Annotated in this window: 9 protein-coding genes; 2 read left to right on the forward strand and 7 right to left on the reverse strand. The window is 70.4% G+C overall.

Translation table 11 applies throughout. The annotated features are described in order from the left end of the window. Positions 1-70: 70 nt before the first annotated feature. Positions 71-1093, reverse strand: coding sequence for a ribonuclease H-like domain-containing protein (locus C1924_RS00520; protein ID WP_108763596.1), 1023 nt, complete (start codon positions 1091-1093; stop codon positions 71-73). After that, positions 1090-3579 (reverse strand): DEAD/DEAH box helicase, encoded by a 2490-nt coding sequence (locus tag C1924_RS00525; RefSeq protein ID WP_108763597.1) that lies wholly within the window; start codon positions 3577-3579, stop codon positions 1090-1092. The genes C1924_RS00520 and C1924_RS00525 overlap by 4 nt, the downstream gene beginning before the upstream one ends. 264 nt (positions 3580-3843) lie before the next feature. Between C1924_RS00525 and C1924_RS00530 the strand changes: the two genes are divergently transcribed. Further along, positions 3844-4314 (forward strand): hypothetical protein, encoded by a 471-nt coding sequence (locus C1924_RS00530; protein ID WP_108763598.1) that lies wholly within the window; start codon positions 3844-3846, stop codon positions 4312-4314. A gap of 37 nt (positions 4315-4351) precedes the next feature. Further along, on the forward strand, positions 4352-5026 hold the full coding sequence (locus C1924_RS00535; RefSeq protein ID WP_108763599.1) for a hypothetical protein: 675 nt from the start codon (positions 4352-4354) through the stop codon (positions 5024-5026). Between the two features lie 143 nt (positions 5027-5169). Here the strand turns inward: C1924_RS00535 and C1924_RS00540 are convergent, their stop codons facing one another. Genes C1924_RS00540 through C1924_RS00560 form a run of 5 tightly spaced genes read right to left on the reverse strand, consistent with a single transcriptional unit; the run spans position 5170 to position 12112 of the window. Continuing rightward, entirely contained in the window at positions 5170-6978 is a 1809-nt protein-coding gene (locus C1924_RS00540) for a hypothetical protein (protein ID WP_108763600.1), read from the reverse strand. Next, the gene (locus C1924_RS00545) at positions 6975-9116 is read right to left on the reverse strand and encodes a hypothetical protein (protein ID WP_108763601.1); all 2142 of its coding nucleotides are present in this window, start codon (positions 9114-9116) and stop codon (positions 6975-6977) included. The genes C1924_RS00540 and C1924_RS00545 overlap by 4 nt, the downstream gene beginning before the upstream one ends. Beyond that, positions 9113-10228, reverse strand: a complete 1116-nt coding sequence (locus C1924_RS00550) for a BatA domain-containing protein (RefSeq protein WP_108763602.1) — start codon at positions 10226-10228, stop codon at positions 9113-9115. The genes C1924_RS00545 and C1924_RS00550 overlap by 4 nt, the downstream gene beginning before the upstream one ends. Further along, positions 10225-11121: a DUF58 domain-containing protein gene (locus tag C1924_RS00555; RefSeq protein WP_108763603.1), complete on the reverse strand. Its 897-nt coding sequence runs from the start codon at positions 11119-11121 to the stop codon at positions 10225-10227. Before C1924_RS00555 ends, C1924_RS00550 begins: the two co-directional genes overlap by 4 nt. Before the next feature lie 7 nt (positions 11122-11128). After that, complete coding sequence (locus C1924_RS00560; protein WP_108763604.1) at positions 11129-12112, reverse strand: MoxR family ATPase; 984 nt, start codon at positions 12110-12112, stop codon at positions 11129-11131. Positions 12113-12120 lie beyond the last annotated feature (8 nt).

The raw sequence follows: 12120 nt of genomic DNA on the forward strand, positions 1-12120 counted from the left end.
TGTAGGGACAGCGGGCAGTGTCGCCGCTGCGCGTGTCAGTAGTGTCAACGCCGCCTGAATCCGCGCGTGGCTAGGGCTGCACCAGCGCCAGCGTTTCGCGCTCGCGCTGTTCCTCGCGGATCAGCCGCTGCAGCAGCAGGGCCAGGGTCACCACGTCCTGGTGGTTGTGGTCGGCCACGCGGCGCAGGTTCACTGCATCGCCGCCGCGCAGGTAGCGCAGCCATGCCGCAGGCGCTTCCGAACCGGGCAGGTCATCCTCGCGCACCACGCGCAGCAGCTGGCGCTCGATGGTGGACAGCTTGCAGTTCTCCCAGCTGCCGCGATAACGCCTGCGGGTGGGGTAGAGCAGGTCCACATGGTCCAGTGCGGTGATCGGGCAACGCTGCCGGGCCAGCCGGTAACGCGCCTTCAGCAGCGGTGCGTCATAGCTGCGGCCGTTGTAGCTGCAGAACACGGTGGACGGCTGCAGCCAGCTGGCGAAGGTAGCCAGCATCGCGTCCTCGGCGGCCATGGTGGACATCAGCAGCTGGCGGATGCGCAGGCCTTCGCCGCGCTGCGGGCACGCATGCCAGTCGGCGGCGCCGATCATGAAGGCGCGGGTGCCGGTGCCGCCGGCCAGGCCAGTGGTTTCGGTATCGAAGAACAGCAGATCGCGCGCTGCCACGTGCTCGCCTTCGCGGCGGGCGAAACCCAGCGACAACGGCTGCGCAGGAATCGGCTGGGGCTGCAGCGACTCGATCAGGAACAGGCCCGGTGCGATCTCCTCGCCGGGCAGCTGCCGGTCCTGGGCGTTGGCGCGTGCTGGCGCGGCCGCCCCCCGTGTGCGCAGGCCGAGCAGGCGATGCAGGCTGCCCACCTCCGGACGACGCAGCGGTGCGGATGCCGTGGCAGGTGCGGCCGCGCCGGTCGGCTTGTGGCGTATCTCCTGTTCCACCCACGCAAACACCGAACGTTCGGCCGCAGGTTGCCGTGCATCGTTGGCGGCCACCGGCGGCGGTGCGGCGGGCGGCGCCTCGGGCACGGCCGGCGTGCCCGCCTTCGGGTCGCCGGCCTGCTTCCGCAGCAGGCGCAGTTTGTCCAGGCTGAGGCTCACGGTGCCAGCAGCTCCATCGGGTCGCGGCTGGTCACCACCACGTCGCGCACGTGCTGGCAGGCCTGCGCATCGAACAGGTCGAGCACGCGCAGCGCCAGCGCACGCGGCGAGGTTTCATCTTCTTCCTGCGCGGCCAGCACCGGTCCGACGCAGGCCGGGCAGCCGGCCTTGCAGTCGCAGCGCTGCACCAGCTCGCGCGCGCGCTGCACCAGCTCGGCCTGGCGCTGCCACAGCGGTTCGCTGAGGCCGACACCGCCGGGGAAATTGTCGTACAGGTACACGGTCGGCACGAATTCCTGCAGTAGTTCGACGATGCCGGGATCCCCCTCGCTGCCGCGCAGCTGGCCACGGCCACTCTGGTCGGCGATCGCGAACCAGGAACCATCGCCGTTGCCGACCGACTTCTGCAGGTCACGCGCATCGGCCATCACCGCCACGGTAGCGACGATGTGCAGCGCATAGGCGGCGCCAAGAAAACCATCCAGCGCATCCTGCTTGCTGGCGAACGCGCGCAGCAGCAGAGCCTGCGGCAGCTGCCACCAGACCGCGGTGGTATGCAGCTCCTGGTCCGGCAGGTTCACCGGGCCGTAGCCGATGTTTTCGTGCGTGTAGTAGCGGATCTTCTTGTAGCCGGCCACGCGGCGCACCACGTGCACTTCGCCGTGATGGGAATCGCCACGCCCGGCCACACCACCATCGAAACGGTCCAGCACCTTGAGCTTGGTGAAGTCGATGCTGTCGGTGTAGTAATCCACATGGGTGCGCGTGACGTAGGCCTTGCGGCCCTCCCAGTCCAGCGTTTCCACCTGGTACGGGGTGGACTGCACCATGTGGATGGCACCTTCGTACAAGGTGAGCGCGGCAGCCGAATAGTCGACTTCGGCAATGATCTGCTGGCGGCCATCGCTGCGGTCGACCACCACGAAGTTGCCGTCGGCCACTGCGCGCAGGCTGACCGCGTTGGCCGGATAGCTGTCGGCGATCCATTCCCAGCGCTCGCCTTCGCGATGGATGACTTCGGTTTCGGCCAGCGCTTCCAGGAACACTTCCGGGTCGATCGGGCCGAAGCCATCACCGACCCGGAACGGCAGCTCGAACGCCGCGCAGCGGATATGGTCGAACAGGATCAGCGGCTGGTCCGGAGCGATGCGCGCGTGTTCGGGCGAGGCTTCGGCAAAAAAATCCGGGTGCCGCACCACGTACTGGTCCAGCGGCTGTGAACTGGCCACCATCACCCCCAGCGCGGGTTGCTGGCGGCGGCCGGCGCGGCCGAAGCGCTGCCAGGTGGCGGCCACGCTGCCGGGGTAGCCGTTGAGGATGACCACGTCCAGGCTGCCGATATCCACGCCCAGTTCCAGCGCCGACGTGCTGACGATGCCGTCGATGTTGCCCGCGCGCATCGCCCGTTCGGTCTCGCGGCGTTCGGTGGGCAGGTAGCCACCGCGGTAGGCGCGGATGCGGGGCGGCTTGCGCGGGTCGTGGTCGAAGATGTCCTTCAGGTACTTGGTCAGCACTTCCACCATCAACCGCGTCTGCGCGAACACCAGGGTCTTCAGCCCGGATTTGATCGCGATGCGGGCGATGCGGTTGCTCTGCGAGCGTGCCGAGGCGCGCAGGCCCAGGTCCGGATTGACCACAGGCGGGTTCCACAACAGCACCTGCTTGGGCCCGCTGGGTGCGCCCGATTCGGTGATGGCGGTGACCGGCGCCTCGATCAATGCTTCGGCATGCGCCTGCGGGTTGCCGATGGTGGCCGAGCACAGGATGAACTGTGGTTGCACGCCGTAGAACGCGCAGATGCGCTTGAGCCGGCGCAGCACGTTGGTGACATGGCTGCCGAACACACCGCGATAGGTGTGCACCTCGTCGATGACGATGTAACGCAGGTTCTCGAAGAACTGCGCCCACTTGGTGTGGTGGGGCAGGATGGCCTGGTGCAGCATGTCCGGGTTGGACACCACGATGTCGCCGTGCAGGCGGATGGCCTGGCGCGCATCACCGGGGGTGTCACCATCGAAGGTGAAGGCCTTGACCCCCAGATCACCTGCACGGTTGAGTTCCAGCAGTTCGGCCACCTGGTCCTGGGCCAGGGCCTTGGTGGGGAACAGATACAGCGCTTTGGCCTTGTCCTGCGTGGCCGCGCTGACCACCGGCAGGGTGTAGCACAGCGACTTGCCGCTGGCGGTGGGGGTGACGATGGCCACGTGTTCGCCGCGCTGGCTGGCATCCCACGCTTCAGCCTGGTGGCTGTAGAGCTGCTCGATGCCGCGCGCCTTCAGCGCGGCGGCCAGGGCCGGCGGCACCGAATCGGGAATGGGCGCGTAGCGGCCCTCGCGGCCGGGAATGGCGAAACTGCCGGTGATGCGATCGTGGTAGCGGCGCTGCAGGCGCGCGCTGAGCAGGGCGCCATCGCGGGCGGGCAGGCCGTCGCGGGTGGCGAGTTTCTGCTCGGCGTCGGCCGTGCGCTTGGCGAGTTCGTAGGCCATGGAAGATGGAGCCAGTACGGATTGCGAGGGGTCACATGGCACCACAGATGGGTCTCAGGGTGTGAGACAACGTGCCGGGATGCAGTGAACCATTCAGTGCGTTGGCCCGCTGCCGCACCGCGGGGCCTTCGCCATCGCGGGCTGAACGCCTGCACTGCGGCAAACGAAATCTGAAGCTGCGATGCGTATCCTCGGGGGTTGCACGCAACAGACAGGGCAAGGGCTGTGGCACGACGGAACCCGCAGGGAGCACTTCTGGCCGGCATGATGCTGGCCGTCACCGCGCATGCGCAGCAGTCTGCGCCACTGGCCGAGCCCGCCCCCACGGCCGCCCCGCCGGTGGTCGAGCCCGCTGCGCCATCACCGTTGGCCGCGCCGCCGCAGGATGATGTCACCACGTTGGGCGAAGTGCGCGCGATCAAGCCCGAAGACGATGAACCCGTGGATCTGTACCGCTTCAAGAACCCGGTGAAGTTCGGCGACAACCGCTTCAGCCGCGACTGGAGCGAGCCGCCGTCGCCCGAGCAGGTGAGCATGGGCGGTGGCTACATCATGATGGGTGTGGTGAAGGGCGTGCTGGCGGCGGGCCGCGGTCTGAACAAGCTGACCGGAGGCCCCGACCAGATCCAGTCCGCCATTGCCCGGCCACCGCCGGAACTGACCGCCGAACAGCAGCGTCGTGCACAGCAGTTCTGCGAGCAGCAGGATGGCTGCGACTCCCCGGTCGGGAGGTAGGCGCTATCCTGCCGCCTTTCCTTTCGAGGCTGCCTGGATGCTGCTGCGCTCCCTTCTCCTGCTTGCCGCGTTGAGCCCGCTGGCCGCCGCTGCCAGCGACCTGGCCGATGACGGCTCGTGCCGCAACGGCGCGTTTCCTTCCGCCCAATCGGATTTCGCCGTGGCCAAGGTGGTGGGCACGCAGCGCTTGTATCTGCTGGGTGACACGGACGGCTGCCCGGCCAAGGGCGAGCCCGCCTGCCGCCAGCGCAGCTACGTGGTGAGCGGAGACACGGTGGTGACCGGCCGTGACCTGGGACCGTACCGCTGCGCGTTTTTCCCCAACAAGGTGGGCGGCAGCGCCGGCTGGGTGGACCGCAGCAAGCTGCAGCCGGTAGCGCAGGTGACGCCAACGCTGCAGCGCTGGGCCGGTGACTGGAAAGATGGCGACAACGGGCTGCGTATCCGCGTGCGTGGCAACCAGCTGCAGGTGGAGGGCGATGCCTACTGGCCCTCGGCCAACCCCACGCCGCAACAGCGGCCGTATGGGCCGAACATGGGGCAGGTGGAAGCGCAGGCCACGCCGCGCGGCAGCCAGGTGGATTTCGTCGAGGACAGCTGCACGGTGCACGCCCAGTTGCTGGGGGATGTGCTGGTAGTATCGGACAACAGCGAATGCGGCGGCATGAACGTGCGGTTCGACGGGGTGTACCGGCGTACCGGGGCGCGTTGAGGTGAACAGTGGGGTCAGAGCCCTTTCGCGAGCGAAAGGAATCCTTACCGCGCAGTAGATCCACGCCATGCGTGGATGCTGTTCGCGTTCCGTGTGGCAGGGTCAGAGCCCTTTCGCAGGCGAAAGGGATCTGACCCCGGTTTTCATATGCGCCGTTCCAGCCACCACAGCAGCGATGCGCACAGCACGAACGCCAGCCACCACGGCCAGCGCGGGCCGGGTACGGGTTGCATCGCCGCGGCATTCACCTGGGCGGCCGTGGACAGCGCGCGTGTCGTTGCATCGATCATTGCCTGCCGATGCAGGGCCGGTGCGTCCTTCGGGTCGAACACATAGCGCCAGATGGTCATGTCGCCATGCTGCAGGCGCTGCCAGCCGGCATCGCGCGGCCACCAGCCGGCGCAGCGCTGGGATGCCGTGGCGCCATCCACGAGCAGCGGCACACCCGCACCCTTCGCATCGAAGGCCTGCAGCGGCGCCTGCACGCCACACAGGGCAACGCGCTCGCCCGCCCAGGCCTGCGGCTGCGGTGACCACAGCGGACGGGCGTCGGCCTGCGCGCGCGCCAGCGCGCTGATCACATCGCTCCAGAGTTCACCATGGCGATCATCACGACCGGCCAGCACCCAGCGCCAGCTGTCGGTGATGGGCAGCAGGCCGATGCGGCCCTTGCCGACGCTGCGCCATCCCCCAAGTGCCTTGCCCGCAGTGTCGTGCAGCAGGGCCGTACTGCCGGTGACCTGCAGCGCCAGCGCTTCCAGCGCGGGGAGCGCAGCGCTGTGCGAGCTGCGATCTGCCGCATCGCCATCGGCGGTGGGCAGGGTGCTGGACGCAAGTGGCCCGCGCCGCGCGGCGAGCATCGTGCTTTCACCGTCGCCGGGCAGTTCGACCAGGTGGCTGCTGCCATCACCCTGCAACGGCAGGCCGAGATCGCGCAGGCGTTGGCGCGCGCTGGCCGAGGGTGCGCCTGCGCTGCGTACAAGCACGCCGATGCCATCGCGCAGGGCCTGGCGCACGGCGGCAAGCTGCCCGCCGCTGAGCGCGGCCAGGCTGCGTTCGTCCAGCAGCAGCAGATCGCTGCGCGCGAGCGCGGCGGCATCCAGCGGCACGGCGCCGTCGCCCACGCTGAGGCCTGCGCCGGCATCGGCCTGCACCTGCACCTGCAGGCCGGCATCGGTGGCCCAGCGGCGCAGGTACTTCAGTTCCGGGCCGGGTGCGCTGGCGCGTACCAACAGCTGCAGCGCGGCGCTCGGCTGTGTCTGCTGCGGCACCGGCACGCTGTCCAGCACGTGTGCCTGGGTATCCAGCAGGCGCAGACGGAACACGCTGCGGCCAGGCGCGCGGGCGATGCCGCTGAGCTGCACGCGGCCATCGGCGGCCAGTGCCGCACGATCCACCACGGTGCCGGCCGGGTCCAGCAGTTCGGCGCGTCCATCCGGTACGCCCTGCGCCTGTGCGTGCACCTCGAAGCGCGCACCGGGCGCGGCATCTGCGGGCGGCTGCAGCGCGATCCAGCCACGCGGCGCAGGCGCGGCCTGCCATTGCACATTCATCGGCAGCACGGCATCGCGATCGCGCGCGTCCAGCCCGGCGCCGACCAGGGTGAGCATGGACGCCGGGTGCTGACGCAAGGCCGTGGCCAGATCAGGCACGCGCTGGCCACCGGCTGCATCCGCGGCCTCCGGCAACAACAGCAGCGGACCATCGCTGGCCGGGAATGCGCCGGCGGCGTTCGCATCTGCAGCGAACACGACCAGCCCCCCCGCAGGCCGCTGCTGGCTGGGCGGCAGCAGGCAGAAGTACAGCAGCACGGCGGCGCCGGCCTGCAGGGCCAGCCGCACCGCGCGTCGGCCGCGATGCGCGGTCGGTGCGCGCAGCTGCAGCACGCTGGCGATGAGGACGATGGCTGCCAGGGCGAGGGCCAGCCACAGGTTCAACGAGGTGGCATTCATGGCTGAGTCTCCAGCGCATCCAGGTAGCGCTGGCCCATCGCGTCGGCGGCCGTGCGTCGCATCACCTGCGGCAGCGGCCGCTGCAGGGCGCGCCACAGCTGCGCACGCAGTTGTTGGCGGCAGTTGAGGCAGTCCGGTTCGATCCGCAGTTGTTCGATGGCGGCGGCCAGGTCCAGTGCATCGGGCAGGAAGGCGGCGTTGCGCTGCTGCCAGCCGGCCAGCGCATCCAGGTCGGGCATGCCATCGCCGTCGCCCAGCCGCTGCCATGCCTCGACGATGGCCGGGTCGGGCGGCGTGCGCGCGGCCAACGGCAGTTCACGGCTGGCCAGTCCGCTGCGGTCGCCACTCAGGCGTCGGCTTTCGTCGATGGGCGGCAGTTCCGGACCCACCCGGGCCAGGTAGATGCGTTCGGCCTGCTGGACCTGTTTGATGAAGGCCAGTGCCTTGTAGGCGAACGGCAGCGCCTGCTCGGGCCGACCCTGGCGCAGCTCGCCTTCTGCCGACCACATCTGGTCCAGCGCGGCCTTCAGCGTGGCGCGCGTCTGTGGGTCGAGCAGCGTGGCCGCTTCGGCGTGGTCGTGGGTGTGGCCATACTCGGACAGCACGTCGGTGGCGCTGCCGAAGACCGGTGGCGTATCGGCGCTGCTGGCCGTGCCGCCGTGGTCGTGGCCGTCGCTGTCGCCGTGGTCCTCGTGATCGTGCGCGTCTGCGGTGGGCGCATCGCTGGTGGGCAGATCGCTGGTCGGTGGAGGCTTCGCTGCGCCTTCGCTTTCTTCGCCGAGGAACTGGCCATAGCGCAGGCGCAGGATGCGCTGGTCGACGCCGATGGCATCGCTGCGGCTGACAAAGGTGTCGGCGGCCAGGCTGCGGCGTTGGCGGATGAGTGCTTCGGCATCGATGATGATCTGCCGCTGGCTGCGGAAGTAGGCGGGCAGCGTCTTCTTGATGCGGCCTTCCAGTTCGGCACCCAGCGCTACCTCCGTGGTCGGCAGGCGCAGGATCACGCTGCTGCTGCGGCCGGTCTGCGCGCTGGGGGTATGGTTGTCGCGCACCTCCAGCTGGGCGATCACATCGTTGCCGGGCTGCGCACCCAGCGCGGCCAGATCCAGCGTGTGGGCGAAGCGCCGCGCGGTCGGTTCGCCGCTGCCGCTGAGGGTCACGCTGCGCTGGACGAACGTGATGTTCTCGCCGCTGCCCTGGGTGGTGGTGATGGACAGCTTCGCCTGCGCGGCCACGCCGTAGTCATCGGTGGCCTCGAAGCGCAGCGTCCACTGCCGCTGCCCAGGCGTGCCCAGCACCAGGCTGGCAGCGGGTTCCAGCACGCGCACGCTGGGTGCGCGGTCGGCCACGACGTCCAGCCGGTACAGACGCGTGCTGGCCAGCGCCGGTTCGCTCACCACGCGGTACAGCGCCGGCGCGCGTGCCACATCCTGCGCCTGCCACTGGCCATCGCGTTCGTGCAGGGGCAGCCGGCGCCCATCGTGGAACTGCAGCCATGCCGTGGCGGGGCGGCGGTCGAAGCGCAGTGACCAGGACAGCCGGCTGTCGGCGGCGACTTTGGCGTCCAGTGCGTTGCGGGTGAGCGTGCCCTGCCCGGTGTAGGCCGGCGCATCAATCTGCAGGCGGGTGGACTGCAGCTGCAGCGGGCCTGCCGCCACAGCGGGTGCCGATGCCGTGCTGCCGGGTTCCGCCGGTATGCCGGTGCTGCGCGGCCAGCCCAACGCCAGCAGAGCGATGGCCATGCCGCCGATCCAGCACAGCGCCAGTGCCGCGCGCGGCCAGCGTGGCCGCAGGTCCGGCATCGCATGTTCCAGCGCGGCCAGCACATGCGCGCGCTGGCGCTGCTGCAGCGGGTTGAGCCGGGCGGCATCGGTGAACAGTAGATCGGCGCTGTCTTCGCTGCGGCCGCTGCCATCGAGCTGGCGTTGCAGCCAACGCCGGTCCAGGTGGCGCGCGCCTGCCACAGCCATGCCCGCGCAGGCGAGCAGCGCCAACGTGGCAACCACGCAGGCCGCATCGAAACCGGTCAGGCGCAGGGCCAGCGCGGTGGCGGCCAGGGCCCACGGCAGGCCGAGCAGCAGGGTGATGCTGGCGCGGCGGCGGCGTGCGCGTTGCCAGGTGCGCTGCAGTGCGTTCATGCCGGCCTCCGCGCCGCGCGGCTGGCCACCACGCGTTCCAGTGCGAACAGCAGCACGATGGCCAGCAGCAGCCATGGGGTCAGCTCGCGCGGTGGGGCGGTGGCTGCCGGCAGGGCCACCTGCAGCGGTGCCTGGTCCTGCGCAGCGCCCACGCGCGGCGGTGCTGGCGGCTGCAGGGCCAGCAGCAGGGCCTGTGGCAGGCGGGCATCACGCAGTGCCGCGTTGCCCGCGGCGTCCCATTCGCCGGGCAGCGACAGCAGGCGACCCTGGCCGACGCGTTGCTGCCACAGCAGCGGGGCACCTTCGGCACTCCGCAGCAGGATGCCGGCCTGCGGCGCAGGCGTGGCCGCGGTGAGCACGCTGCCACCGTCGCGCAGCCAGGCCTGCCACTCCGCCGGCAGGGCATCGCCCCGGCCCCACACGGCGATCTCACCACGCGCGGGCAGCGTACCGGCGGGCAGATCGTTGGCGGCTTGGCTGCTCCACGCGCGCTGCAGCGCACCGATCCAATGCCGGGCGCTGGCCGGTGCCTCGGCATGCACGCGCAGGCGCGGTGCGGCCACGGCCGCCGGGGTGCTGGGGAGGGGCATGGCATGGGGCTGCCACTGCACGGGACGTGACAGCTGCAGGCGTGCACCCTCCAGGCCCGGCAGCGGATCGGGCACATGCACGGTCAGCGCCGTGCCGGCGGGCAGCTGCGCATCGAGTTCGCGCAACAAGCTGGGCAACGGCGCGGATGCGTCGGGAGCGGGCTGGTCGGTGGTCGGGAAACCTGGCGCCAGCCAATGCCAGTGGCTGTCTTCACTGCGGCCGCGCAGTGCGCTGGCATCCAGCCCGGGCGCCACCACCGTCCACGTGCCGGGCCAGGGCGCGCTGCCACTCAGAGCCGGGCGTGCCAGCAGCAACGCCAACGCGGCCAGCAACAGCAGGCGTACCAGCAGCAGGGGCCAATCATCGAAGCGGATGCGTTGGCGTGGGCGGATCTGCGCGCGCAGCCAGCGCAGTGCCGCGAAGTCCAGTGGCGTATAGGGATGGCGGCGGGCCAGGTGGATCAGCAGCGGCAACAGCCACGCTGCCAGCGCCGCCAGGCCCAGCGGGAACAGCAGGTTCATGCGCCGCCCCCGCGCCCGAACAGCGCCTGCAGCGGCTGGTCCAATGGCTGGTCGAGCCAGCCGGTGGCGCTGGCGATGCCGCCGGCCTGCAGGCGCGATTGCAGCGCACTATGCGCGGCAGCGAAGCGCTGCAGGTAGTCGGCGCGGATGGCCGCGCCATCACCCAGCAGTTCGTCACCGGTTTCCGGATCGCGGAAACGATGGCCGGCGTCGAACGGGAAGTCGCGCTCGTCGGCAGTCAGCACCTGCAGCAGCATCACCTCGCGGCGCGCACTGGCCAGCTGCTCCAGCAGCACGATGCCTGCCTCATCGAAGCCATCGCCGATGGCCAGCAGCAGATCGCCCGGGCGTACGCGTTCCCACAACGGGCGCAGGCGCTCGGCCGCCGGCCAGCCACCGCGTGCCTGCAGGGCATGCAGCTGCAGGTGCACGCGGTCGCGCTGGCGTGCGCCGTTGCCGGCCGGCACCAGCTGCAGACCGTCGCCATTGATCGCCAGCAGGCCGAACCGATCACCCTGCTGCAGGGCCAGTTCGACCACGCAGGCGGCCAGGCCGCGCATGTGGTCCAGGCGGGTGCGCTGCGGCACCGCGCGGTCGGCCTGCCCGGCCGAAGCGGTGGCGTCGAGCAGCAGCCAGACGGTGATCGGGCTTTCGCGTTCGGATTCGCGCACGAAGAAGCGATCCGAGCGCGCGTAGAGTTTCCAGTCGATCTGCCGCAGTTCGTCGCCGGGTTCGTAGGCGCGGTACTGGGCGAATTCCAGCCCGGCACCGCGGCTGCGGCTGGCGTGCTGGCCGATGCCGCTGGCGCCACTGGCCAGGCGCGGCCGCAGGCGCAACGCGCGCAGGCGCGCACGCAGTTCCGGTGGCAGGGTCAACGGCGTTGCGGTGCTCACGCGCGCCTCACCCCGGGAACGGCACGGCCTGCAGCAGGGCGGCGACCACGTCGTCGGCCCGCTTCTGTTCGGCTTCGGCGGCAAAGGACAGCAGCAGGCGATGGCGCATGACCGGTGCGGCCAGTGCCTGCACGTCCTCGCGGGTGGCGGCGAAGCGCCCCTGCAGCAGCGCACGCGCCTTGGCGGCCAGTACCAGCGACTGTCCCGCGCGCGGGCCGGCACCCCATTTCACCCACTGGTTGATGGCGGCCGGTGCACCCTCGCCGGGGCGGCTGGCGCGCACCAGACGGGTGATCCAGGCCAGGACATCGGGGCTGACATGCACCTGGCGTACGGCCGCCTGCAGCGCGATCACCGCCTCGGCGTCCAGCACCTTGGGCACGGCTTCGGTCGCGCCGCCCGTGGTCTGTTCCAGGATCCGGCGCTCCTCGTCCTCGCTGGGGTAGTCCACCAGCACGTGCAGCAGGAAGCGGTCCAGCTGCGCTTCGGGCAGCGGGTAGGTGCCGGCCTGCTCGATCGGGTTCTGGGTGGCCAGCACGAAGAACGGCGCGGGCAGCGCATAGGTGGTGCCCGCGTAGCTGACCGTGCGCTCCTGCATCGCTTCCAGCAGCGCCGCCTGGGTCTTGGGCGGGGTGCGGTTGAGTTCGTCGGCCAGCAGAAGATTCGTGAAGATGGGGCCCTGCTGGAAGCGGAAATGGCGATGGCCGGTGCCGTGGTCTTCTTCCAGCAGCTCGGTGCCCAGGATGTCGCTGGGCATCAGGTCCGGCGTGAACTGCACGCGGCGGAACTTCAGCTCCAGTGCCTGCCCCAGCGAGCGTACCAGCAGGGTCTTGCCCAGGCCGGGTGCGCCTTCCAGCAGGCAGTGGCCACCGGCCAGCAGGCCGATCAGCAGCTGCTCGACCACCGTGTGCTGGCCGACCACGGCACGGGCCAGGGCACTGCGCAGCGCATCCAGGCGTGGCAGCAGGGAATCAAGGTCGAGCGCGGTCATGGGCGTGG

The sequence above is a fragment of the Stenotrophomonas sp. ESTM1D_MKCIP4_1 genome (assembly GCF_003086895.1).
GTDB lineage: Bacteria > Pseudomonadota > Gammaproteobacteria > Xanthomonadales > Xanthomonadaceae > Stenotrophomonas.